This window comes from Winogradskyella sp. SM1960 (assembly GCF_020179375.1).
In the GTDB taxonomy this organism is placed as follows: Bacteria; Bacteroidota; Bacteroidia; order Flavobacteriales; family Flavobacteriaceae; genus Winogradskyella; species Winogradskyella marina.
The window spans coordinates 436,613-462,423 of record NZ_JAICBG010000002.1 but is presented as its reverse complement, the minus strand read 5'-3'; the positions used below and the strand labels follow the sequence as shown (position 1 = coordinate 462,423).

The window sequence follows — 25,811 nt, the reverse complement described above, 5'->3', positions numbered from 1 at the left end:
ACAGTAGATTCAATTTATATGATAAGTGTATAGGTTAAGTGTTATTGAAATTCACTTTTTATAGGCTGTGCAACACTATCAAAATCTGAAACTTCAGGTTGAATTGCCATACCGTCTCTTAATTTTCCAATACCATTGGCGATGATACTTTCACCTTGTTCTAATCCAGATTCAATAATGTATAAGTTTGCCGTCTTGCCTTTAATGTTAATGGCTTTTGCGATAGCAACTGCAGCGTCACTCGAATCTTTTTTTACGGTATAAACAAATTGACTGTTTTGATTTTCAAAAGTTGTCGTTTGTGGTACTACTAAAACATCTTCAAAAACTGTTGGTACTTTAATAGTACCGCTATTTCCATTATTAAGAATGCCACTCTCATTATTAAATTGTGCCCTAAAAGAAATGGTTCCTGTTTGTTTATTAACTTGCGAGTTGATGGTTTCAATCTTTCCTTTAGTCCCATATTCGCTACCATTGGCTAATAATAACGTTACTTCTGGAAGCTGATTAATTTTCTCTTCTTTTGTACTCCCTTTAGCATTCTGAATAAAATCGAGATACGCGCTTTCATTCATTGAAAAATAAGCATATACCTTGCTAATGTCTGAAACCGTTGTTATTGGGTTTTGATTATTCGGGCTCACCAAAGATCCTTTTCTTAAACGAATTTCTCCCACATAACCATCCACAGGACTCTTAATTGTTCCGTAACCTATGTTTGAAACAATACTGTTATAACCGCTTTTTGCTTGTTGTAACTTTGCTTTTGCAGTTTCTAATTGTACAGAACTGATGATGTTTTTCTCAACCAATGGTCCTAATTTATCAACCTCAACTTGTGCCGCATTAACGTTAGCTTTAGCAGCAGCAGCATCTTGGTTCATGGCTTGAGTTTCGAGCTTAAATAAGGTCTGTCCTTTACGAACTTTTTGTCCTTCGTCTACTAAAACTTCTGTTATATAGCCAGATATTTTAGCTCTTACTTCACTGTTTACAATACCTTCTATTCGAGTAGGAAATGTCGTAAACGTAGTTACTGTTCTACTCGGCACTTCTATAACAGGTAATGCCATAGCTCTTGGTTGTGCAGATGCTGGTTGTTGTGATCCTTTTTCGTCACTACAGGAAGTGATTATAAAAAGTAATAAAAGTGGTAAAATGTTTTTAGTTATCGTTTTCATAGGGTGTAATGGTTTAGGCTTGATTTTGGAAAGCTTCAATAGCTTTTAATTTCTGATGTATATTTGCGCATTGGTCCTCTAAATGTTCTTCAAATAGCAAACCAAGAGATTTTTCATTTTTAAACTTTTCTGGATTATGATTCTTATTAAAGTCATTTATTTTTTGAACAACACTAAGTTCCTTTTCAATTAAATGAACTTGCTGCTCTAAAGTGTTTTTAATATAGAAATGAGACGTTCGGAAATAGCGTTTTCTATCGCCAGGCTTTGTATAGTAATCTACATAATGTAGCTGCAGAAGTACATTAATATTATTAGAAACTGAACTTTTACTAGCCTGCATTGTACATACAATAGCCTCAAAACTTAAGCCATCATTCGACGACAAAATAAGTAGGGCGTAAATTCGGGAAGCTAAAGGCGATAGATTGGCGCGCTCCTCTATAACAAGACCGACCTCTTCTACCAGCTGCTTCTTTTGCTGAGTTAATTCCATATTTAAAATATTTTAAAGATTAACGCTGCAAATATATAGTTAGTTCGTTTTGTACTGAACTAATAAAAGTTAACTGTTTGTTAAATATAAATCATAGGAAAGTAAAAGAGGGTTAGATCGGATATTCACCATTCTAACCCTCATTAATTTAAATACGTAAAACCGTGTTAATCGGAATCTGGAGAAACAGTTTCAGAGGCGCTCATCCGTAAAATAGTAAAGCCAATAACCGCAGAAATGAGTGACCCTATAAGGATGCCTATTTTAGCAGAATCAACATACTCTAATGAGGACTCAAAGGCTAAACTAGCAATAAAAATAGCCATAGTAAACCCTATACCTGCCAAAAACGAAACACCTATAATTTGTTTAAAACTAATATCATTTGGCACATCTATAAGCTTTATTTTCTTTGCTAAGAATACGATTAAAGACACACCAATACCTTTGCCTAAAACTAAACAGATAATAATATTTATGGCTAATGCCATATCTATATGGCTCGATCCCGTAACATTGACACCTGCATTGGCAAACGCAAATATGGGAATGATAATATAAGCGACCCAACCATGTAGATTATGTTCTAAATGTTGCAGGGGAGACTGAAACCTATGGCTCCAATCATTAAGATCGTCAATAAGATGGATTTGTTCAGACGATAAAATAGGTTTTTTTAAATTACTCGCTTTTTTAAGGTCGTTAAAAACCTCTTCTAAATGATCTATAAAAGTCGTGTTATCAACCTTTTGCCTAATTGGAACAACAAATGCAAGCATAATTCCTGCTACCGTTGGATGGATGCCAGACTTTAAGAATAGAAACCAAATAATAATACCCATAAAAAAGGTTAAAAACCTTGAGTAGTACCCTTTATATGACATTAAGTAACCTATAAGAAGTAAGCCTATTGCTATTAAAAGCAAAGTGATATTAATGGTTCCGCTATAAAAAATAGCAATAACCAAGACAGCACCAATATCGTCAACAATGGCAAATGCGGTTAAAAACACCTTAAGACTTAACGGCACACGTTTACCTAAAACATTGAGTATTGCTAATGAAAATGCAATATCTGTAGCCATTGGGATTCCCCAGCCATGCGTTGTATCAGGATTTTGATTAATAGTTAGAAAAAAAGCAACAGGAATAATCATACCTCCTAAAGCACCAACCAAAGGAAACGCTATTTTCTTGGGTGTATTGAGTTCACCAATCATCAGTTCGCGTTTTATTTCTAAACCAATTAAGAAAAAGAATATGGCCATAAGACCATCATTAATCCAAAGAATTAATGGTTTTTTAAACTCAAATGTTTCTGTTGCAATACCTATATCGTATTGCCATATTTCATTATACAAATCACCATAAGGCGAGTTTGCCCATGCTAAAGCTAAAATGGTGGCAAGTAATAATAAGATACCTCCAAGCCCTTCAACTTTAACAAATTTTTGAAATGGTGTAAGAAATACTTCCTTTATCATGTGGCATCTAAAAAAAACGGTTACCTCAAATATAAGCAATCAGTAATAACAAATTTGCTGTTATTTTAGAATTGATAGTTTTTAATGACATTATTTTCCAAAATAACATATTCTACTCAAAATATAGATCAAAAAAAAACAGTAACTACCCAATAAAAGAAAGTCGCTACAAAATGAAGAACGATGAAGGTTGCATTGTTAATCTACTTTGATCTATACCTCAACTATTAAATTATGAGTTTTGAAAACATATAATATGTTAATTTACTTCCCGATACAGCAATTTAAATCCAATTGTTTATAATTGGTTTCAGAGAATATCTAATACGTGTTCCAGCAAAATAAAGTTAGTAATACTATAAAATTCAAAACACTAAAAAGATCACTATGTTATTAAAACACGTTCTCTACTTCTGCGCCTTCAAGCATTAAATAGTGTAAATCTGTAGTCTTTATAAATGGGATTAGCAGCTGACTTCCTAGTCCATACATCGCTAATTCTACATAATCGGCAACGTGTTGCATACTAATTCCAGCCGACTGAATTACGCGGTTTTTACATTGTAGCCAAAAGATAAAAAGGAAGATATCTTGGGTTATAAAGACCATTATCTGTCGGTAAATCCTTATAATAATCTCATAATTGCTTACCTATAAACCAATTTCTAATATGCTTAACCAAAAGTAGTCGTTTTGAGCACATGAATACAAAGACTTTTCGAAGCTAGAATTACACAAAAAAAGAAGCCCATTTTATAGGATATAAAATGGGCTTTAAATAAATTTCAGTTCTTAATTTAACAAGAACTAAAGCGCTATTAATTATATTAAAAAATCAAGGCTATTAATTAGACTTTATTAAGCGTTTAGTCAATGTACCATTGGAGGTTTGTACTTTTACCATATACACTCCTGATGCTAATTCATTAACATTAATTTCACCATTAGGATGATTAATTGTTTTAACTTTTTGACCTGCTAAATTATAAATAGTAACAGCACTTAAGTTAGCGTCACTTTTCACGGAAAAACTATTTCTGGTTGGATTAGGGTAAAATTTAATAGTGTCATTATATACTATTTCAGAACGAATTGACAACGTTGACATATCAATAGTATATTGTATTAAACCTAAATCATGAACACCTAAATAAACACTAATTTCATCCTCCGTAAAGACAAATGCCGAAGACTCCGTAAATGGATACTCTAACATTTCAGGTGATATTTCGGTCCATGTTTCACCTAAGTCTGTACTTACAATAATTTTTGCTTTTGCAACAGGTAGAGGAAAATTATACCCATCAGAGTAGTGTGTAACTCCAACGATGGTATTCTCTGTAACTGATGAAAAGGCAACGTCATTAGTAAATTCTGAAGAAATAAACGTCCAAGAATCTCCTTTGTTTTCAGATAAATAGATACCATTAGTTGCTGACAGCATTAGTTGGTTAGCATTTAAAGGGTTTTGTTCAATATCTAAAATTAATTGATCCTCAAGCGTTAAACCTTCTAACCCAGCATTACTTACAGTCCAAGTCGCACCATCATCTGTAGATTTATAAAAATTAATGCCTTGCGCAATAAAGATAGTAGTTACAGCGTCACTATCTACTTGTACAGCTGTAATAACCTCTCCCAATTCAGGAACAGCAATATTCTCATCAATAATATTATCCATATCCGTCAAATCCACTTTGTGCACCTCCAAACCTGTAGATATCCAGCTTATATTTGGATTAGCAATAGACGTAGATACATCTTCAAGAATTAAGAAAAACATAGAACTCGCTATTAATTTCGGATCTAATCCATGCTCAGAACTCACATTAATATAAGATGTGTTTAACGCTCTATTACTTGTAAAAACACGTCCAGGAACAACAGGATCCGCAAACACTTTCACTGCTGATCCAAACCCTTGAGCCAAAGATTGAAGATAATGCCCTTCTTCGGTATTGTTTTGAAAATCCTTATGCATATAGCCTGCACGCATCCCGTAATAGATATGCTTTTCGTCATCTGATGAGAAAGTTGAGATAATCCCTGTAGAGTTTATAAAAGGATTTTCTAACTTAGTAAGTGTTACCCCTCCATCTGTAGTTAGGAATGGGTAAAAGTTTGTTGTAATTAATAGTTCATCAGCCGTAAATGGGTTATACGATGCGGTTAATCCGTAGTAATATGCCTCCGGATCTATTGTGGTATAAACATAGTTTTGCCACGTAGTTCCATTATCAGAAGAGACAACCATTTCATTTTCTTCCAATACTATGATTTCATTAGAGTTGTTAGGATTAAATTCAATTTTATTAATATGATCTGTAGACATGTCTGTCCATGTTATAGGCACAATAGCCCAAGTATCTCCACCATCTAAAGAACGGTATAAATTTTCTACATGAGTATCATATCCATAGCTTGTTCCTAATAAGATATCCTCTGCATTATCTGGATTAAATGCTATAGCGTCATAAGTATTGCCTGGTATCTTATTCTCCCAAGTTTGCCCAGCATCAGTAGACACAAAGACTCCTCCTAATTCTCTAGATGTAGAACCACCACGCATTAAGAATAGTTTGTCGTCGTCTTCTGGAGAGATACTTACATTATTAATAGCAACGTTATAATTAGTTGGACTATAATAAATAGAATACCAATTATCTCCACCATCAGAGGTATAAAACACCTCGTGAGTATAAGTAGTAGATAACGTATATGTTGTATGCAATAAAGCCACATCGTTATTAGCATCTGAAATATCATACGACTCTATTAAAATATCAAATTCAAAATAGTTAGGTGGAGAAAATGTTTTAATCACAGACGCTGTAGCTAAGTCAAATAATACAATTTTATTATAAGTAGTCCCTTCCGCACTAACATTAAAACTTAAGGTGGTCCCATTATTCATGAGTCTTAAATCTTTTAATGTTGCATAATTGTCCATAGGATCTGAATATAAAATATCCCAAGTATCTCCTCCATTTAAAGAAGTTACAATATGGTTTGTCAATGTACGTGCGTAAATAACGTCTTCTTGTGTCTCACTATAAGTAACATCAAATAATTGCCCATAAGCTTCTGCTCCTTCAAATTCTATTTGAGCGTTGACGTGTAACGACATCATAACCCCTAGGAGGTAAAATAATAACGTAGTTCTTTTTTTCATAATATCTTTATTTTGGATTAGGGTGATAAATATAGATACTAGACGGATTTTTGATTGTATTTTAAGCGTGACATTTCGTGACACCTCTATTCTTTTAGCGTGACATCGCCATTATATCATTGATAAATAATCATGAATTGTAGTCTCGTCAGGGATATTTAACTTACTAGAAAGACGCTCTTTACGCTTCCTACAAGATTGTGGCGTAATGTTTAAAAGCGATGAAATTTCTTTATTTGATAAATTCATGTATAAATAAGTGATATACCGAATATCACTCGGCGTCAGTTTTTCATGTTTACTCCTAAGCCGATCTAAAAACCCCTGATTAATTTCCTCAAAGTGCGTAAAAAAACTATCCCATTGCGTATCGGTTTTAAGGTGTTTTTTTAATTCTCTTATTTGTTTCTTTAATTCTGGATTTTCTGAGATTTCAGTGTTTTTAGATAAAGATTGTACGACCTCTTCAATTAAATCATTCTTACTCGATAAATACAAAGCTTTAGCAGTCAGTTTTCTATTTTTAGCCTCTAATTCATTTTTAAAACGTTCTTGTTCTAATAGAGCCAGCGTTTCTTGCTCTCGTAATTGTTTTTCTATAAGCAAGTAATCACTTTTCTCTTTAGCTAACTCTAATTCAACGATGGTTTTCCGTTGTCTATGCTTTATTGAGTTACTCCTAAAAATCCACAAAATAAAACCCATACTTAGCACCGTAATTCCGATTATGCCATAAAAGAAACGGCGCTCTTGCCTTAAGATTTCTTTACTTTCAGAAAGTTCATGCTGATAATTTTGAATTTGAAACTTTACTTTTTCAGTTTCAAATAACCTTCGGTTTCTAATAGTGGTTAGCGAGTCTGATGCAATAATTACAGAGTCTTTATAAATCAAAGCCTTTTCCAGCAGTCCCATTTTACCATATAAATTAGAAAGATAACCATAAACTTCTTCCCGATTCTCAATGCCTGCTTGCGTATTTCTGGCTTCTATACCATACTGTAGCGCTTTATCTAAACGATTTTGACCTTCTTTGATTTCAGCCAAAACCAATAGAATAAAAACTCTATTCTCTACTTGGGATACATCTTGAAACTTAGGCAATAATTTGAGAGCGATGTCTTCAGATTTAGCATATTGCTTTTTCAATAGAAGCATTTCAGACTGCGCCATTTTTCCTTGTAGCAAGACGTTTGGCTGCTTCTTCAATAGTGGTAACGCTTCTTCTATATAGGTTTGAGCAGAATCTGGTGCTTTCATTTTATTAGATACCAAAGCAAGATTTACGGCATAATAGCCTACTTTAATCTCATCTCCAATACCTTTTGCTTTTTGGTAAGCTTTGAAGAAATAATTCTTAGCCTGTAATAAATCTTCTTCTTGAAAATAGAGTATACCAATGTTATTGAGCACTGTCATTTCTTGACGAGAATCTAAATGTTCAATCGCTATATCATAGGCTTGCAAGTAATACAAAACTGCTTCGCCAAAATCGGACAATAAATAATAATTTGAACCAATATTTAGGGTTGACCTAAAAGCCTGCTCATACCAGTCATTTTTTTTAGCTATTGCTTCGGCATTGATTAATAACTCAATTGATTTCGAGTGTTTTTTTTGAAACATAAGCGCAATACCTTCATCAATCTGATCATCTAAAGATTTAGGAGTGTCAGCTTGAGAATAAATATTTATTGCTATCAATAAAGCAATACATTTGATGAATAAATGTGATGTTTCACGCATTAAACCATAGCCTTTTTAAGGCTAAATGTAACTAAAATTTGAAGAACACTTTTATAAAAAACATAGTAGACTCTATACAAACAGGTTATCCTCCTTGCAAATTTCACTGGAAAGCATGTCATCTGTTTTTCTATTTTGATTATTAAAAGTTAAAAATATTACAAGAACAAACTGTAATAAAGCTATAATTACTTGTGACTATTTTAAGAAAATATTTATAATAACTTGGGTAAACTTCTCTTTATCGCTAAATTGCAAAAACCCTACATTCTAACGTTAATCAAAGCTAAAAATTGATGATAAGAACACTATTTTTTATTTTCCTTTCATTTTTTCTAATAACGAGCTCTAAGGCTCAAAATTACACAAATACCTCTACAGAATTAACAATCAGTCTCGAATTAGACAATCCTTCTTCCGAAATCAATAACGGAACGGCTCAACTAAAAGTTGAGGGAGGCACACCTCCTTATCAGTATAAATGGAGCAATCAAAATACGCCTTTAATTTCTGAACGTTCTATAGGATTAGTAGAAGGAATAGAACATTCGGTAACGGTAACTGACGCTGATGGAAATTCTCTATCAAAATCTTTTAATGTACCAGCGACATCCATCGTTGAATTTTTTAATAGTAATGTGCAACCCGCGGTTGATTTTTTAGGAGCTATACTATTCTGGGATCCTTTCGCCTCCATCGGTGTATACGACCCTGTGGTTTATATTGCTCATGAAGACATAATGCCACCAAATACTACTATTGAACACGAAAACTACTTGCTTAAAAAATGGTTAGTAGCTGAAGGAGAGCAGGTAAAACCAAACCAACAGATTGCACGTATTGAAATTGATGGAGAAGAAACTATTTTACTAACAAAATACGCCGGAAAGCTACATCACAATGTTACCGAAGGCACACTGATAAAACCATCTTCAAAAGCATCGACTGCCCAAGAACTTAAACTTGGAAGGGTTGATTTTAAGAAAAAGCAGCCTTTATTACACCCTAATGGTGATGTTGTAACCAATACCATACCTTTTATAGTGATTTGGTTAATACTTGGTAGTATTTTTTTTACAATTCGCCTGAAGTTTATTAATATTCGAGGTTTTCGCCATTCTATTGATTTGGCAAGAGGAAAGTTTAATGATCCTAACGCTCCAGGAAGTATTACCCATTTTCAAGCGATGGCTACTGCCGTATCTGCCACAGTTGGTTTAGGAAATATTGCAGGTGTTGCTGTAGCTATTTCTTTAGGTGGAGCTGGTGCAACATTTTGGATGTTTATGGCTGGTTTCTTTGGAATGTCTTTAAAGTTCGCCGAATGCGCCATGGGTGTTAAGTATCGCGTTATAGATGCCGATGGACGGGTTTTTGGTGGCCCAATGAATTACTTACGACACGGTCTTGAAAAACGAAATTATAAACGATTAGGAAAATTTCTTGCAGCTTTCTTTGCGTTCTTAGGTATAGGTGCCTCCTTTGGCGGTGGAAATATGTTGCAATCAAACCAGGCTTTTAAAATAGTTTCTGAACAAGTACCATTTCTTCAAGGCCAAGGCTTTTGGTTCGGAATTGGCTTTGCAGTACTGGTCGGCATCGTAATTATTGGAGGTATTAAAAGTATCGCTAAGTTTACTGCAAAAGTGGTACCTATAATGGCGATCTTATATATTATGGGCTGTTTGGTGGTTATCGGAACTAATATTGAAGGGCTTGGAGGTGCTTTTTTAGCCATTTTTGATGGAGCCTTCTCTGCCGATGCGCTTAAAGGTGGCTTTATAGGGGTGCTAATTATAGGTTTACAACGTGCCGCATTTTCTAGTGAGGCAGGTGTGGGATCTGCCGCTATAGCCCATAGTCCTGCGAAAACAAATCATCCTATTGCCGATGGATTTACTTCCATCGTAGAACCGTTTATAGACACTATGGTGGTTTGTACCATGACAGCTTTGGTTTTAATTTTTACTGGTAAACACGAAGGTAATTTAGAAATGGGCGGCGTAGAACTTACGTCTTCAGCTTTTGGAAGCGTGATTTCTTGGTTCCCAATAGTTCTAGCAATTGCTGTGTTTTTATTCGCCTTCTCTACAATGGTATCTTGGTCCTATTACGGAATGCGTTCATGGACCTACTTGTTTGGACGCAGTAAAAAAGGGGAGTTAATATACAAGTTTATGTATTTGGGATTTGTGGTATTAGGGGCTTCTGTAAGTTTAGGTGCCGTACTAAGTTTTGCCGACATGATGATTTTGGCAATGTCATTTCCAAACATTGCAGGGTTATATATTTTAGCTCCTGAGATATATGCAGATATGAATGCTTACTTAAGAAAACTTAAGAGAGGAGAGTTATATATCAACAAGAAATTTATTAAGGCTAAAGATTAAATCTTCATCCTATCCGCTCGCAAGTTCAATGTTATAAGTTGTTATACCGTTTTTAGAGTTGATTCAACGGAGTCACCGCTATACTCGCAGTAATATGAAGTAATGATTTGTATAAAATATTAGTGTTGGTTATAATTTCTTTTATTTCAAAACTCACTTTTGCTACTTGTAAATGACTAGAGTTTAAACCAACTTTAGTCACTATCTATACAGCAGTAACTTGATTTTTTTTGCGAATGTTTTCTTTTATTACTTCCCAATACAATATTTAACTAACCCTATATCCATTGGTACTACTGCATTTGGGCAACAAATAGCATACAAAAAACATATAAAAAGAGAAGATTAGTAACAACTATTAATAAATAGAGCAACAAATATAGCATAAAAAAAACCGCTCGATTAGAGCGGTTTCCAAATAAAAACACCAAGCATTAATTAGCTGTACCAGAGCCTAAATAAATACTGTTTGATACTTGACTACCATCAGCAGTAATAAAAGCCATAAATAGCTCTACTGTATCTCCTGCATAAGTTGTTGGGATTGGAACAATTTGAGAACCTACTGTTCTGTCCGCACCATCAAGTAAAGAAATAGATTCCTTTTTTGATGGATTATAAACCATCAACATTGCTTTGTCAGTAGTATTTGCGTTACCTTCGGCAGAGTTATCATCCCAACCAAAAGTTACTTCTCCAGCAGTTGCTAAATCAGACGTTGGGTTTAGCACACCAGATAAACCTCCACGACTTACTAAAGCATTTGGATAGTCAACTACAAAGTTAGGTTCAGTTCCCGTAATCGCATTATTCAACACATACGACATCGCAGCATTAAATTCTGTTTTCTTAACAGCTAACCCTTTATAGCCTAACTTAATAAAAGGCTTTACAGCCTGTAAAAATTCTAAAGTGGCAGTAAACTTGGTTCTTTGGTTTACTTGACCAACAGTTCTTGGATTGGCTACACTTGAAGGTTTAATTCTAATGTAATCAATTCCTTTCCAACTTCCACCGATAACGTTTCCAACTTTACCTGAAAGACCTCCTAAAATACCTTGAGCAATTTTACCCATAACATAAATAATTTAAATGAAACATAATTTTCTTCGGACTTGGTACGGACTTAACACGAAGTTGTACCTTCCGCTGAAATATAAGTCAAGTATTATGCAACTCTTTAGATATGGATTTTGTTGCTTTAGATTGCTTCCTTTTGCATTTTAGAAAATACATTTTGAATATATGACACTTTTAAATCTGCCATTTTTGAAATGATACTGTTCAGTTCTGCTTCCTTTTTATTAATTGCTGAAACTATCCTAATATGCTTTTGTAATTGAGGGTTTTCATTTAACATTGATGAATAAGTTTTTTTAAGCATATTTCTACAATCATCTATTGAGATAAACGGAATAACACTACCTTTTAAATAGTAAGCATAAAAACCGCCTATTTGCAACATCATAGATATGTGAAAAAGCGTGTTTTTTTCTTCTTCGGTTGAAGTTGTGACTACAAAACAATTAGGACAAGGATTTGTTAAGGGTTTTCCGCTGTTTAGACCTTTGTTGAGTATGAAAAAATGAGGGTTTGAGTAAGTTCTTCCGATTTGGTGTGTTTTTAGTTCAAAAGTTGACATAGCTATCCAATTTAAAATTGCTTCGCTACGCTTCGCGCCATTATTTTTTTTGAAAAGAAAAAAGATAGCCATAGTACTTGTGGCGTGGGTAAGGCTGTCAAGGTTTTTGGGTAAAAGTTTTTTGAGTTAAAAATGTTTAATTAAAAGAAAAGGGTATTGAAAAAAGTTTTATTCAAAACCCGTAGGGCTTGACCTTTATAGCCTTGTGCGGCTGGCAGAGGTAGCCACATATATTTGCTTTCTTTTTTTATTTTAATATTTCAAATTGTTTTAGTCTTGTTTCAAATGCTTTTAACTTTTCTGGGGATTTAACACTTAAAAAAATAGGTTGCATTTTGTTATTGAGCGTTGGATGAAGCGTTTGTATGGGTAGCGTTTTAAATAGTTGTTTGATAAAACAGCATTTAAACAAGCTACTTATACAGGACTTTTAGACAATAGCTTATTGCTTTTTTGAGGCACGATAAAAAGTAATGTGCTATGGCGTAATACTAAATATTATAAACCTATTTTTTTATAACCGCTGACTTGGGTGGTGGGGAAAAGTGGTCTTTAATATTTGTTAACGAAATGAAACAAACAAAGACTTGAGGTAAGGAATACTTGGACTTAACGATGGTTTTGTGCAGATGAATGAGATAACTAATATACTAACCTACTTTAAATTACTACTGATTCAATATAGTGCCAAATGTGGTTTTATATTCCAATGTGAGCGTAGGGTAAGCGGATATTTTACATAATAGCAGTTATAGCGACGAAAATATAATAACACGCCATAGGCAACCATTGAAAGGATTTTTGCTCCTATAACTTCTATTATGTAACATAGCTTGGGATTGGTTTTGTGGCGGAATAGTTGTTTTGAGCGTTGGCAATGACTCTTTGCTTTTTTATTGTACCAATTTTATAAAATAACGACGTTTAAATAAAACAAGCAATGTGCCATTATAGCTTTAGATACAAGTATTATGACATAAAACCAATTAGGCATTGGCGCGCGGAACAACACAAAAGACAGAGGATTTTGAGGTACGAAAAAACTGGGTTTTGGGTTGTGGGGAATAAAAAAGAGCCTTCCGAAAAAGACTCTTTCATTATTGCTTAATGGTCGTGATTTGAATGGTCATCACTTTTCATTTCACCAGATTGATTCATCATCATTTCGTGGTCGTATTTACAACAACCTGGTAAACCATCATATGCTTCTTCATCACCTGCTACTTTTTCGGTATCATATCCTGAAGCTGCGATTGCTTTATGGATTGCCATTGCATCGGTTTTTGTATCATCAAAAGACACATCAATCTTCTTTTTATCGACATCCCAATTAGCACTTGCAACACCTTCAACACCGTTAGCTGCTTTTTCGATAGTGTTTTTACACATTCCGCAATTTCCTCTTACACCAAAAGACAGGTCTGTCATTGCCATATCTTTTGACATTTCAGTAGTTGTGGTTTCTGTTTCTTTTTTGGTTTCGTTTTTACAACTTGTTAAACCTAATGCTGCTATTACAGCTACACTTAAAATTACTCTTTTCATTTTTAAAAATTTAATTGTTATTACTCGATAATCGAGGTTTGATTATTGTTTAATTATTCTATGACTTGTTTTACTTCTCCACAGGTTAGCATTGCTTCGCCAAAGTATGGATTGATTACTTTTTCTTCTTTACTCAACCAATATGCACCATTGTTGTTATCTGCCATTGGGCAAAATTCTACATAGACCTTTTCATTGATACCAAATAGTTGTACAGCATTGATTAGATGTGATGATAAATGTTTAAAATGGTCTCTTTGTGATTTTATATCGGACGTTTCAGAAATTGAAGTTGCAGAAGATTTTATTTCGCCTTCTAATGACATCCAATGGTTATGCGCCTTATTATCTGACAACAATTTCATATCTACTTTGTTCAATTTATTTAATAAAGTTGTTGCGTTTGCTGAAGTACTTATTGAATCTTCTTTTACTAAAGCATCTTTTAAATTGATATACGCATTGTAAACACTATTTAACTGTTGTTGAAATTTCTCTGATACTTCCAAACGCTCATTCATATTAGTGTGGTCACTTTCTTTGTTAGATGCATTGTTATCCATACCTAAATGACCTTCGTGTCCAGTCATTACTTTACCACCATCTTTATTCATCATAGACTTTTTGCCTTGTAATTGTGCTGCTGCATCAACCGTAAATGTTCCGTTAGTCACTATTTCATTTCCAACAAATAAACCTTCTACAACTTCATATTCATTACCAATTTGATTGCCTAATTTAATTTCAACCATTTCAAAAATAGGTTGGTCTGGATTTGTTTTAAGGTACACCACAGAACGTTCACCTGTCCATAATACAGAAGATGCAGGAATTGATAATACTTCATCATTTTTAGCTGTACTGCCTTCAATATTTGCGGTTACAAACATTCCTGGTTTAAATACATCGTCCTTATTGCTTAAAACAACACGTAAGGTTACAGTTCTTGTTTTCGTGTTTAAAACTGGGTCAATGAAATCAACTTTACCTTTAAACTCTTTATTAGGATAAGCATTGGTTGTTATCATCACTTCCTGTCCTTTTTTAAAGCGGTCAATCTGATTTTCATACACATCAAAGTTTCCCCAAACTGTGTTGAGATTGGCAATTTTTAATAAGGGTTGTCCTTGTTTGATGTAATCGCCTTGCTCTACCAATTTTTCTGTAACAGTACCCGAAACGGTTGCATAAACAGGAAAGTTTTCTTTTACTTTTCCTGTTTCTTCAATCTGGTTGATTTGATTTTCAGAGAGTTTCCATAATTTCAATTTATTACGGACTGCTTTGTATAAAGCAGGTTGAGATTCTTTTAAAGAAGCTGCTGTGATTAATTCTTGTTGTGCTGCATAGAGTTCTGGCGAATAAATGGTTGCCAATAACTGACCTTTACGAACTTCTTCGCCTGTAAAACTCACATTCAATCGTTCAATTCTTCCAGCGAAATAACTTACCTGTACTGCATTAGCTTCTTCGTTTTCAGCAATTTTACCAGATAATTTGATAGTATTGCCTTCAACATTGTCTTTACCAACAATAGATGTTTGAATATTAGATAAAGCCATAGCATTTTCTGTTAGTTTAAATTGGTCTGCCATTAAGCCATCACTTCCGCTTTCCGCAGGAATTAAATCCATACCACAAATGGGGCAGTCGCCTGGCTCTGGTTGCATAATCTGTGGATGCATAGAACACGTCCACATTTGATTGGTTGCTGCAACCGCATCGTGATTATGGTCTATTTCTTCATTTGATGAGCCACCAAAAAGCAACCAACCCAATAACACACCTACTACGAGTATGCCAATATATATGACTATTTTATTATTTTTCATTCTCTAATCGTTTTATCATTGCTTTCATTTCTTCTATTTCTTTACGTTGTGCTTTTATAATGTCTTCTGCTAATTTTTTAACTTCTGGGTCTTGAATATCTGCTCTTTCACTTGTTAAAATAGCGATAGAATGATGTGGTATCATTGCTTTCATCCAAAGGACATCACCAATAATTGGTGCTTGTGTTCTCACCAACCCTAATGCACCTACAAACAGAATGAAACTACTTGCGAGTATTGCGATATTCTTCTTTTTATCATTATACATTTTTCGCATAAAAAACCACATTATTACTGCCATTGTTGAAATTCCTAAACACGTCATATAGAATCGTGTTAAACTAAACCATACGTGGTCTATGGAATAGGTGTTTAAATACATTGTGATGTACATTGCTACAAATGAGCAAGCCAACATTATAAAGAAGGTTTTGTAATTTCCTTTGTTTGAGTGTTTTTTTGAATTTTCCATAATTATTTGATTTTATAGTTATACTTTAATTGTTCTTAATCGTAGTGCGTTACCTATTACCGAAACCGAACTAAAACTCATTGCTAAAGCTGCTATCATTGGCGAGAGTAGTATTCCGAAGAATGGAAACAACACACCTGCTGCAATAGGCACACCTAAAGTGTTGTAGATAAGTGCAAAAAATAGGTTTTGCTTAATGTTCTTCATTACAGCATTACTTAAATTTTTTGCTTTTACAATACCGTGTAAATCGCCTTTTACGAGTGTTATCATAGCACTTTCTATCGCTACATCTGTTCCCGTACCCATTGCAATACCTACATCACTTTTTGCCAATGCTGGTGCATCATTAATGCCATCACCTGCCATAGCAACTACTTTTCCATTTTTTTGTAGTTTCTCTACTTCTTTGAGTTTGTCTTCTGGTAGCATACTGGCTTTAAAATCTGCAAGATTTAGTTCTGATGCTACTGCTTGTGCTGTATTGTGATTATCACCTGTTAGCATTATTACATCTATCCCTTTATCTTGAAGTGCTTTAATGGCTTTAGCACTTGTTTCTTTTATCTTATCGCCTATAACTACATATCCAACGACGGTTTCATCTATTGACAAATAAGAAACTGTTTTACCCTGTTTTTGGTAAGATTTAGCTTCGTCTTTCATTGTCGATGTAACATCTGCTTTAGCATATTCCATCATTTTAGGATTACCTAATGTTACTTTTTTATCTTTTATTGTCGCTTCAACACCTTTTCCTGTAACAGCACTAAAATCTTCGGACTTTAAAATTTCTGCGTTGTGTTCTTTGCCATATTTAACTGTCGCTTCTGCCAAAGGATGTTCGCTATTTGTATTTAATGACACGATGTATTGTAACACTTCTTTTTCGCTTAAAGCATCATTAAAAGCTCCAACGGTTTCAACTGTTGGTTTTCCTTCGGTAATTGTTCCTGTCTTGTCAACGATAAGCGTATTTACCTTATCCATTTTTTCAAGAGCTTCAGCATTTTTAATCAATACACCATTTTGAGCACCTTTACCCACACCAACCATTACAGACATTGGTGTTGCTAAACCTAAAGCACAAGGACAAGCAATGATTAGTACTGCAATTGCATTGACAAACGCATACACATAAACTGGTTCTGGTCCCCAAATAGACCATACAATAAATGTGATAATAGAAATAAGAACTACAACTGGCACAAAATAGCCTGAAACTTTATCTGCTAAATTTTGAATAGGTGCACGACTTCTACTGGCATCATTAACCATATGAATGATTTGTGATAATAAAGTGTCACTTCCTACCTTTTCTGCTTTCATTAAAAAGGATTGATTCCCATTAATGGTTCCGCTACTTACTTTATCTTCTTGAGATTTGTTTACAGGAATAGGTTCGCCTGTAATCATAGATTCATCAATAGTTGTTTCGCCTTCAGTTATCACACCATCCACAGGAATTTTATCTCCTGGTTTCACTTTTAGAATATCATTAAGTTCTATCTCGTCAATACTGACTTCAACTTCTTCACCATCTACTATTTTTATGGCTTTATTAGGTGCTAATTTCAACAGTTCTTTTACTGCCGAATTGGTTTTACTATGTGCACGAGCTTCTAACAATTGACCTAAAAGCACTAACGTTAAAATCACAGTTGCTGCTTCAAAATAGACGTGAACTGCACCTGATTCTGTTTTAAATTGACTTGGAAATACGTCTGGAAAGAACATACCAAAAACACTAAACGACCACGCCACACCTGCACCAATCCCAATAAGTGTAAACATATTGAGATTCCAAGTCTTAATGCTTTTATAGGCACGTTCAAAGAACATCCAAGTGGCATAAAACACTACTGGAATTGATAATGCAAACTGAATCCAGTTCCAATATTTCTGTTCCATTATATCGTACAACGGATTGTTATTGAGCATTTCGCTCATAGCCATTAAGAAAATGGGCAAGGTAAATGCTGTGGCAATCCAAAATTTCTTTAATAGCTTTTTATACGTTTTTTCTTCTGCTGAACTATCTGCTTCCATTGGCACTAAATCCATCCCACAAATAGGACACGAACCTGCTTCTTCTTTTACAATTTCTGGATGCATAGGACACGTCCATTGTTCTGCTGTTGATGTGGATAGATTTTGTTCTTCCACCAAATCCATTCCGCAAACAGGACAATCGCCTGGTTCATTATAAGTTTTATCGCCTTCGCAATGCATAGGACAATAAAATGTGCCTGTGCCTTTTCCTTTGGGTTGCTCTTTCTTTTTATCTTTTGAATGTTGATTCTGTTCACCTTGTTTATGAATACTGTATCTATCACCATCCTTTTTTAAGGCTTCTTGAAAAGTTTCTATGGGAATATGCGATTCCATTTCGATGGTAGCTTCTGACTTATCCAAATCGACTGTTGCTTTTGAAACACCTTCTACTTTAGAGAGCGTTTCTTCAACGTGACTGCGACAACCGTTGCAGGTCATTCCGTGTATGTGATATGTGTGTTTCATTGTTATAATTTTATTTAAAATCTAATTGAAAGTCCACCACCCCAACCATATCGGTTGTTATAATTCCCTTGAATTGAAAAATTTCGAGATAAGATGTACGATGCTCCAATTAGCCATTGAGTTTCACCTTCATAAGATTTGTTGTTTTCTAACTCATTAACCCATCCAAAATCTGCTCTGTACTCATATTCTCCTTCCAAGAAAATTCTTGGAAAAATCAATAATTCCCTGTCCAGACGTATTCTTGGGCGCAATTGATGGTCCATACTCACATCTACATTAAATCTATAGGGTGTAAAATATTTTATACCAATCAACCCTACAGTATTAAACTCATCATACGAATTTGGGATTTCGGTTTCAGTATTTACACCAACATATAAACGAACCCAATCATTGAGGTATCTATTGTAACTAACTTCAGCTTCAAGATTTTTATCATAATCTAACTCGGCTCTTAAACCAAATTCATTTCTGATATTACTTGTGGTTAAAAAAAGTTCATTGAAGTTTGAACCTGTTCGAGCCATTCCCCAAGAATAATAATGGTCTGTCTCGTCAATTAGGTTTTGTACTGGATAAGGCTTCATCCTTTCATCTCGTGGTGTATCATAACTAAATACTCTTGCCATACCACCCATCATATGATATAATATGTGACAATGAAAGAACCAGTCACCATATTCTTCATTATAAAATTCGATGACCATTTTTTGCATTGGTGGTACGTTAACCGTGTGCTTTAATGGCGAACGCTCTCCATTTTCATTAATCACTCTAAAATAATGACCGTGCAAGTGCATTGGGTGATGCATCATTGTTAGATTATTTAAGGTGATTCTTGTAACCTCATCACTTTTAATTTTAATCTTGTCTGTTTCGGACAATGGTGTACCATTCATACTCCAAACATAGCGTTGCATATTACCCGTTAGATTAAGTAGAATTTCATTTACTGGCGCATCTGTCTTAAAAGTGGTTTTTTCCTTTGCCTTTAAAAAATCATAGTTGAAATACGTTTTACGTGTATCATAATTAAATGAAGTGTTGTCCTTTTGCATCATCTTATGATTCATTGGCATCACATCCTTTTTCATTTCCATATTCATTTCATTCTCCATCTGTCCATCTTTCATATCCATATTCATCTTCATCCCATATTTCTGCATTAGGACTTCTGGTGTGTTACTGTTTTTATTTCCTACTAAAGCAGGTGCACCCATCTTCATATCCATTTTTGCCATTTGCTTCATCATAGCTACTTTATCTGGTCTGTCTATAACTGTTGCTGGATACAGTTTTCCGCTACCTAAACGAATGGACATATTACCAGAACCATCTTGTGCTGTTGCGGTAATTTCCAATGTGCCTTCTGGAATGGTTACAATCACATCATAGGTTTCGGCAATTGCAAAAAGAAATCGGTTTTTATATTTTGGTGTTACATCCACACCATCACTCGCAACAATCATCGGGTTACCACCACCAAAATCCATCCAATAATAAGATGAAGCAGATGCATTAATAAAACGTAGTCGTACTTTTTCACCTGTTTTAAACTCTGGATATTCTGCAACTTTTTTACCATTGGCTAAAAACGCAGGATAGTAGATATCTGCAATATCTGCACCTTCCATTCTATCGCGCCAAAATTTGAATTGTGCACCTAATGCACCTTCTTTTATAACCCTGCTTAATGGTACCGCTGTTCCTTTTTTAACCTGATACCACTCATTTCCTCGTTTAAGGTTTCGCAGTACATTTATTGGTTTTTCATTTGTCCAATCGGAAAGGACTACAACTAAATCCTTATCATAGTCCAAGGTCTTTTCTTTAGGCTTAATAACTATTGAGCCATAAACCCCTTTTTGCTCTTGCAACATCGTGTGGGAATGATACCAATATGTACCAGATTGGTTGATAGGTATTTTATACTGAAATGTAGTATTTGGTTTTATAGGTGGTGTTGTTAAATAAGGAACACCATCATAAAAATTAGGAAGTATTAAACCGTGCCAATGTACAGATGTTTCTTCATCCATTTTATTGGTTACATTAATAATAGCGAGGTCACCTTCATTAAATTCTAAAGTAGGACCAGGAATCCCACCATTAATTGTCATTCCGTTTGCAGTTACACCTGCAAGGGTTATTTCATTTTCTTCTATAGTAAGGTTATACTCTTGTATGTTTCGGCCTTCTTCTTTTCTATCTTCACCATTTGTACCAACTTGGGCAAATGCCATTGAAGTTAGAAACAAGAGAAATATTGTGTTAAATGTTTTCATTGTTTACTGAATTAAATAATTAATGATTGTACTTTGCACATAGTAGGTCTTCACAGATTCTATTTGGTTCATTTGAAATTTTAACTGCAACTCTTGAATATCCAAAACATCATTAAAATCAATCGTTCCTGTTTCATAGCTTTTGATTAAAATATCTTCTGCATCTTTGGCCTGCTTTAGGTTTTTGGTTTGGGTAGCATAACTTATTCTTGCAGAAATGCGTTCGTTATTCGCTTTGTCTAAAAGCGTTTCCAATGCATTTAAACGTTCCTGTTTTTGAGCTGTTATTTCTTGCTGTTGCAATTCGTTTTGCTTGGTTTGCGATTTATATTTCTTATTGAAAATTGGGATAGATACCGAAACCATTGGCATTACAATATCCTTTCCGTTATCGCTGAAATCCATATTTGGTCTTTCAGCAACATTGATGTAATCTAATCCAAAACCAATCATTGGACTGCTTTCTTTTTGATTCAATAATTCTGATTGCTCTATGGATTGATAGAGTTTATCAAATTTTAGTAATTCAGGATGTAATACTAATTTTTCAAAAGTAATATCAAAGTCTTCTGAAGGTATCATTAAACTATCTACCACATTCACGGTAACATCATTATCTCTATTCAATAGATTATTGAAGTTAGTTTGTTCTGCTAAAAACTGTTGTTGCAATACATCTTTTAATTGTTGCATTTCGTTTTGACGCATTTGCAATCGCAACACATCTACTGCGGATGCTTTACCAACCTCAACAGAAGTTAATGCCAACGTCTCATAAGTTTCTAATAGTTTAATGTTTTCAGTTAAGACCTCTTGCTTTGCTTTATTGGCGTATAAATTATAATAGGATTGCGATACCGAAGCCATTAGTTTTCGCTTTGCGATAACAATATCTTCATATTTAGCATTCGCTAACGAACTCACATAATTTTCTCTTGACGTAATTGTACCAAACCACGGTAACATTTGTTTAGCCGATACTTTAAAGCGTTGTGCTCCTGTTCGTGTTTCTGGTTCACTTACAAAATAACCAACTCCAAATTCGGTATTCGGAATGGTATTCACTTCATTTACTTTTTCTGAAGCTCTTTTATATTGCAACTTAAACTTTTGAATTTCTGGATTGTTTGATTCTGCTTCTTGAATGTAGGATTGAAGCTCTTGTGCTTTCGCGAAAGCGGAAACAAACAAAATGCTGATTATTAGAATTATATTTTTCATTTTGATGTTCTTTTAAGTTGAAATTCGGCTTTCCAGCTGTACAATACTGGTACAACAAACAAAGTGATTAAGGCTATAAGCATTCCACCAAAACTTGGTATTGCCATAGGTATCATTATATCGCTTCCTCGACCTGTAGAGGTTAATACTGGTAATAATGCTAAAATGGTCGTAGCTGTAGTCATTAAACAAGGTCTGATTCGTTTTTCACCTGCTTCTACAATAGAGGCTCTAATTTCCTTTTTAGTTTCTGGTGAATTTCTATCGAATGTCTGTGTTAAGTAGGTTGCCATTACTACGCCATCATCGGTTGCAATTCCAAAAAGCGCAATGAAGCCTACCCAGACTGCAACACTTAAATTAATTGGGTGTATTTGGAATAAATCACGTAGATTTTCGCCAAAGAAATTAAAGTTTAAAAACCATCCTTGACCATACAACCAAATCATAATAAAACCACCTGCAAACGCTACTGCGATACCTGTGAATACCATTAATGATGTTCCTACTGAACGGAACTGGAAATACAAAATCAAGAAAATGATTGCCAATGCTAAAGGCACAACAACCGACAAGGTTTTTTCTGCTCTTAATTGGTTTTCATACGTTCCTGTAAATTGGTAGTTAATACCTTTTGGAACTACTAATTCGCCACTATCTATCTTTTGCTGAATTAGAGCTTGTGCGCTTTCAACTACATTGACTTCGGCAAAACCATCTAGTTTATCGAACAATACATAGCCAACTAAAAAGGTATCTTCACTTTTAATGACCTGTGGACCTTGTTCGTAACTTATAGTTGCCAATTCGCTTAAAGGCACAGGACTTCCTTTTTCAACTGGCACGTAAATTTGTTGTAAGTCTGTTGGGTTTGCTCGTAATTCTCTTGGATAACGTACGCGTACACCATATCGTTCTCGACCTTCAACGGTTTGGGTTAATACCATTCCGCCAACTGCAACTTTAAGTACATCTTGTACATCTTGTATTGAGATACCATAACGTGCAATTTTCTCTCTATCAATATCAATTAACAAATAGGGTTTCCCTACGATACGGTCTGCAAAAACAGCTTCCTTTTTAACCCCTTTAGCTTCTTTGATGATGTTTTCCAATTGCACACCAAACGCTTCAATCTGTTTTAAGTCTTGACCTTTTACTTTAATTCCCATAGGTGCTCTCATTCCTGTTTGAAGCATTACCAATCGGGTTTCAATAGGTTGTAGCTTTGGTGCTGATGTAACGCCTGGCAATTTGGTGACTTTTACAATATCGTTCCAAATATCGTCTGGTGATTGTATTTCTGGTCGCCAGTTTCTATAAAACACACCATCATTATCTTCTATTAATTGAGACCTTTCGACTGCGCTCAAGGTGACATTTTCTGTATTGTTTGGATTCGGAATAAAACGACCATCTTTCAATTCAAAAAAACCATCATCATTTACTTTGTAACGTTGGCGTTCGCCTTTTTCATTCAGCATATATTCTGGTTTGTACTGAATGATATTTTCATACATTGATAAAGGTGCTGGGTCTAAAGCTGATTCTGTACGACCTGCTTTACCCACAACCGTTTTTATCTCTGGAATGCTGGCTACTGCCATATCCAATTGCTGTAAAACCCTTTTATTTTCTTCTACGCCAGAATGAGGCATAGACGTTGGCATTAGCAGAAATGAGCCTTCATTTAATGATGGCATAAATTCTTTACCTGTGTTTTTCATAATGAAAAATCCTGCTATTACAATAGCTGTTGGCACAGATAAAAACACTAATTTATTATCTAAACACCATTTTAAAATACGAGTGTAATACTTGATGAATAAAGAAAAAACACCTAATAAACCAAAGCATATAACACTTACGAAAATGAGATTCCAGAAGATACTTTTATCAACACCTAATGGTCTCCAATATTCGGCTAACAAGAATACTATTGCTGATGCTGAAATAATGATATTGATAAGATTAGCTTGTTTCTCTTTTATCTTATTTTGAAGATTAAGTAATGCTGTGATTCCGAAAGCTATCAAAATCAATCCTAACCAATACCCATAAATTATTGCTACGATTCCTAAAGCTATTAAAACACCATTTAAAACATATTTAAAATTGGTTTTAATGCTTTTCTTTCTGAATAAAAATGCTGCAAATGGTGGAATTAAAAATAAGGCTACAATAATAGATGCTGTTAAAGCGAACGTTTTTGTAAAAGCTAATGGTCTGAATAATTTTCCTTCTGCACCAATCATTGTAAATACAGGAATGAAACTGATAATTGTCGTCATTACTGCGGTTACGATTGCACCAGATACTTCGGCTGTGGCGTTGTAGACTAATGTGTTTATGGGTAACTTTTTATGAGATTCCTCGTCGCTCGTTCCTCGCTCTGTCGGAATGACATTTTCATTTTCATCAAGATGCCTAATGATGTTTTCTGAAAGTATGACACCAACATCGACCATAGTACCAATAGCAATTGCTATGCCTGATAAAGCAACAATGTTTGCATCTACACCAAAGAGTTTCATTGCAATAAATACCATTAAAACTGCAACAGGCAATAGTCCAGAAATTAAAACTGAAGCTCGAAGATTAAACACCATAATGATAATGACCAAAATGGTAATCAATATTTCAAGCGTTAAGGCTTCGTTAAGTGTGCCTAATGTTTCTTGAATTAACTCTGTTCTGTCATAAAACGGTACTATGGTAACTTGTGATGTTCTACCATCTTGTAATACTTTTGAAGGTAATCCTGCGCTTAATTCGTTGATTTTCTCTTTTACATTATTAATTACTTCCATCGGATTCGCTCCATAACGAGCGACTACAACCGCACCAACAACTTCTGCACCTTCTTTATCTAATAAGCCACGTCTGGTTGCAGGACCTAATGAAACTTTACCAATATCCTTAATTCGTATTGCTGTATAATCTTCGGAAGTAACGATTGCATTTTCTATGTCTGAAATGGATTTTACATATCCTAAACCTCGAACTAAATATTCTGCTTGATTGATTTCCAAGGTTTGTGCACCAATGTCTTTATTGCTCTCTTTTACTGCTTTTACCACTTGGTTTAACCCAATATTGTATTGTCGCATTAATTCTGGATTGACATCGACTTGATATTCTTGCACGTAACCACCAATAGAAGCTACTTCAGAAACACCACTTGCAGAAGACAAGGCATATTTCACATAGTAATCTTGAATACTGCGTAATTCTTGTAAATCCCAACCACCAGTAACGTTTCCGTTTTCATCACGTCCTTCCAGCGTGTACCAAAATATCTGTCCTAATCCTGTGGCATCTGGACCCAAAGCAGGATTGACACCTTCTGGTAATAATCCGCTTGGTAAGGAATTAAGTTTTTCTAATATTCTACTACGACTCCAGTAAAATTCTATGTCTTCTTCAAAAATGATATAGATACTTGAAAAGCCAAACATAGACGAACTACGAATGGTTTTTACTCCTGGAATACCGAGTAAAGAAGTGGTTAATGGATAGGTAATTTGGTCTTCAATATCTTGTGGCGAACGACCATCCCACTTTGTAAATACAATTTGTTGGTTTTCTCCAATATCTGGAATTGCATCTACAGCTACAGGATTACTTGGTAAAAATCCAGTATCCCAATTAAAAGGTGCGTTTACTGTTCCCCAACCTACAAAAAGGACGAGTAGAAGTACTGCAACGAGTTTATTCTCGATAAGAAATTTAATTGCTTTATTAAGCATATTGTTTGATAATTAAACAGTTAGACATTGGTGTTACGACAACACCGAATACAGCAAATTATCCTTATAA

Annotated in this window: 16 protein-coding genes; 1 reads left to right on the top strand and 15 read right to left on the bottom strand. The window is 34.5% G+C overall.

Annotated elements, in window-relative coordinates; genetic code table 11:
- Window positions 1-41: 41 nt before the first annotated feature.
- From K1X16_RS07970 to K1X16_RS07945, 6 genes are all read right to left on the bottom strand, one after another.
- Window positions 42-1,184 (bottom strand): efflux RND transporter periplasmic adaptor subunit, encoded by a 1,143-nt coding sequence (locus tag K1X16_RS07970; RefSeq protein ID WP_225035697.1) that lies wholly within the window; start codon window positions 1,182-1,184, stop codon window positions 42-44.
- A 13-nt stretch (window positions 1,185-1,197) separates the two neighbouring features.
- Window positions 1,198-1,680 (bottom strand): GbsR/MarR family transcriptional regulator, encoded by a 483-nt coding sequence (locus K1X16_RS07965; protein WP_195871730.1) that lies wholly within the window; start codon window positions 1,678-1,680, stop codon window positions 1,198-1,200.
- Window positions 1,681-1,847: 167 nt separating this feature from the next.
- Entirely contained in the window at window positions 1,848-3,164 is a 1,317-nt protein-coding gene (gene nhaA / locus K1X16_RS07960) for a Na+/H+ antiporter NhaA (protein WP_225035696.1), read from the bottom strand.
- Window positions 3,165-3,557: 393 nt separating this feature from the next.
- Window positions 3,558-3,773: a hypothetical protein gene (locus K1X16_RS07955; RefSeq protein ID WP_225035695.1), complete on the bottom strand. Its 216-nt coding sequence runs from the start codon at window positions 3,771-3,773 to the stop codon at window positions 3,558-3,560.
- Between the two features lie 235 nt (window positions 3,774-4,008).
- Entirely contained in the window at window positions 4,009-6,336 is a 2,328-nt protein-coding gene (locus K1X16_RS07950) for a VPS10 domain-containing protein (RefSeq protein WP_225035694.1), read from the bottom strand.
- Between the two features lie 111 nt (window positions 6,337-6,447).
- Window positions 6,448-8,082, bottom strand: coding sequence for a tetratricopeptide repeat protein (locus K1X16_RS07945; protein WP_225035693.1), 1,635 nt, complete (start codon window positions 8,080-8,082; stop codon window positions 6,448-6,450).
- Between the two features lie 296 nt (window positions 8,083-8,378).
- On the opposite strand from K1X16_RS07945, the gene K1X16_RS07940 reads away from it, so the two are divergent.
- Window positions 8,379-10,472: an amino acid carrier protein gene (locus tag K1X16_RS07940; protein ID WP_225035692.1), complete on the top strand. Its 2,094-nt coding sequence runs from the start codon at window positions 8,379-8,381 to the stop codon at window positions 10,470-10,472.
- Between the two features lie 434 nt (window positions 10,473-10,906).
- Here K1X16_RS07940 and K1X16_RS07935 read toward each other — a convergent pair whose 3' ends face one another.
- From K1X16_RS07935 to K1X16_RS07895, 9 genes are all read right to left on the bottom strand, one after another.
- Window positions 10,907-11,548, bottom strand: a complete 642-nt coding sequence (locus K1X16_RS07935) for a DUF6266 family protein (RefSeq protein ID WP_195872691.1) — start codon at window positions 11,546-11,548, stop codon at window positions 10,907-10,909.
- 125 nt (window positions 11,549-11,673) lie between these two features.
- Complete coding sequence (locus K1X16_RS07930; RefSeq protein WP_225035691.1) at window positions 11,674-12,114, bottom strand: DUF6943 family protein; 441 nt, start codon at window positions 12,112-12,114, stop codon at window positions 11,674-11,676.
- 1,104 nt (window positions 12,115-13,218) lie between these two features.
- Window positions 13,219-13,659: a heavy-metal-associated domain-containing protein gene (locus K1X16_RS07925; RefSeq protein WP_225035690.1), complete on the bottom strand. Its 441-nt coding sequence runs from the start codon at window positions 13,657-13,659 to the stop codon at window positions 13,219-13,221.
- 53 nt (window positions 13,660-13,712) lie between these two features.
- Window positions 13,713-15,491 (bottom strand): efflux RND transporter periplasmic adaptor subunit, encoded by a 1,779-nt coding sequence (locus tag K1X16_RS07920; protein WP_225035689.1) that lies wholly within the window; start codon window positions 15,489-15,491, stop codon window positions 13,713-13,715.
- Window positions 15,481-15,963 carry a DUF305 domain-containing protein gene (locus K1X16_RS07915; protein WP_027879803.1) on the bottom strand — a complete coding sequence of 161 codons (483 nt, stop codon included), beginning with the start codon at window positions 15,961-15,963 and terminating at the stop codon, window positions 15,481-15,483. The genes K1X16_RS07920 and K1X16_RS07915 overlap by 11 nt, the downstream gene beginning before the upstream one ends.
- Before the next feature lie 18 nt (window positions 15,964-15,981).
- Window positions 15,982-18,483 (bottom strand): heavy metal translocating P-type ATPase, encoded by a 2,502-nt coding sequence (locus K1X16_RS07910; protein ID WP_225035688.1) that lies wholly within the window; start codon window positions 18,481-18,483, stop codon window positions 15,982-15,984.
- Window positions 18,484-18,497: 14 nt separating this feature from the next.
- A complete protein-coding gene (locus K1X16_RS07905) occupies window positions 18,498-20,771 on the bottom strand; it encodes a multicopper oxidase domain-containing protein (RefSeq protein WP_225035687.1) in 2,274 nt (757 codons plus the stop codon).
- A 3-nt stretch (window positions 20,772-20,774) separates the two neighbouring features.
- Entirely contained in the window at window positions 20,775-21,992 is a 1,218-nt protein-coding gene (locus K1X16_RS07900) for a TolC family protein (protein WP_225035686.1), read from the bottom strand.
- Window positions 21,989-25,741, bottom strand: a complete 3,753-nt coding sequence (locus K1X16_RS07895; protein ID WP_225035685.1) for an efflux RND transporter permease subunit — start codon at window positions 25,739-25,741, stop codon at window positions 21,989-21,991. Before K1X16_RS07895 ends, K1X16_RS07900 begins: the two co-directional genes overlap by 4 nt.
- Window positions 25,742-25,811: the final 70 nt, after the last annotated feature.

What these genes read in the sequence shown, in the direction of transcription:
- K1X16_RS07930 (WP_225035691.1), bottom strand. Translation starts at nt 12,114, where the DNA reads ATGTCAACTTTTGAACTAAAAACACACCAAATCGGAAGAACTTACTCA.
- K1X16_RS07925 (WP_225035690.1), bottom strand. Translation starts at nt 13,659, where the DNA reads ATGAAAAGAGTAATTTTAAGTGTAGCTGTAATAGCAGCATTAGGTTTA.
- K1X16_RS07950 (WP_225035694.1), bottom strand. Translation starts at nt 6,336, where the DNA reads ATGAAAAAAAGAACTACGTTATTATTTTACCTCCTAGGGGTTATGATG.
- K1X16_RS07940 (WP_225035692.1), top strand. Translation starts at nt 8,379, where the DNA reads ATGATAAGAACACTATTTTTTATTTTCCTTTCATTTTTTCTAATAACG.
- K1X16_RS07945 (WP_225035693.1), bottom strand. Translation starts at nt 8,082, where the DNA reads ATGCGTGAAACATCACATTTATTCATCAAATGTATTGCTTTATTGATA.
- K1X16_RS07955 (WP_225035695.1), bottom strand. Translation starts at nt 3,773, where the DNA reads ATGGTCTTTATAACCCAAGATATCTTCCTTTTTATCTTTTGGCTACAA.
- K1X16_RS07935 (WP_195872691.1), bottom strand. Translation starts at nt 11,548, where the DNA reads ATGGGTAAAATTGCTCAAGGTATTTTAGGAGGTCTTTCAGGTAAAGTT.
- K1X16_RS07910 (WP_225035688.1), bottom strand. Translation starts at nt 18,483, where the DNA reads ATGAAACACACATATCACATACACGGAATGACCTGCAACGGTTGTCGC.
- K1X16_RS07920 (WP_225035689.1), bottom strand. Translation starts at nt 15,491, where the DNA reads ATGAAAAATAATAAAATAGTCATATATATTGGCATACTCGTAGTAGGT.
- K1X16_RS07915 (WP_027879803.1), bottom strand. Translation starts at nt 15,963, where the DNA reads ATGGAAAATTCAAAAAAACACTCAAACAAAGGAAATTACAAAACCTTC.
- K1X16_RS07895 (WP_225035685.1), bottom strand. Translation starts at nt 25,741, where the DNA reads ATGCTTAATAAAGCAATTAAATTTCTTATCGAGAATAAACTCGTTGCA.
- K1X16_RS07900 (WP_225035686.1), bottom strand. Translation starts at nt 21,992, where the DNA reads ATGAAAAATATAATTCTAATAATCAGCATTTTGTTTGTTTCCGCTTTC.
- nhaA (WP_225035696.1), bottom strand. Translation starts at nt 3,164, where the DNA reads ATGATAAAGGAAGTATTTCTTACACCATTTCAAAAATTTGTTAAAGTT.
- K1X16_RS07970 (WP_225035697.1), bottom strand. Translation starts at nt 1,184, where the DNA reads ATGAAAACGATAACTAAAAACATTTTACCACTTTTATTACTTTTTATA.
- K1X16_RS07905 (WP_225035687.1), bottom strand. Translation starts at nt 20,771, where the DNA reads ATGAAAACATTTAACACAATATTTCTCTTGTTTCTAACTTCAATGGCA.
- K1X16_RS07965 (WP_195871730.1), bottom strand. Translation starts at nt 1,680, where the DNA reads ATGGAATTAACTCAGCAAAAGAAGCAGCTGGTAGAAGAGGTCGGTCTT.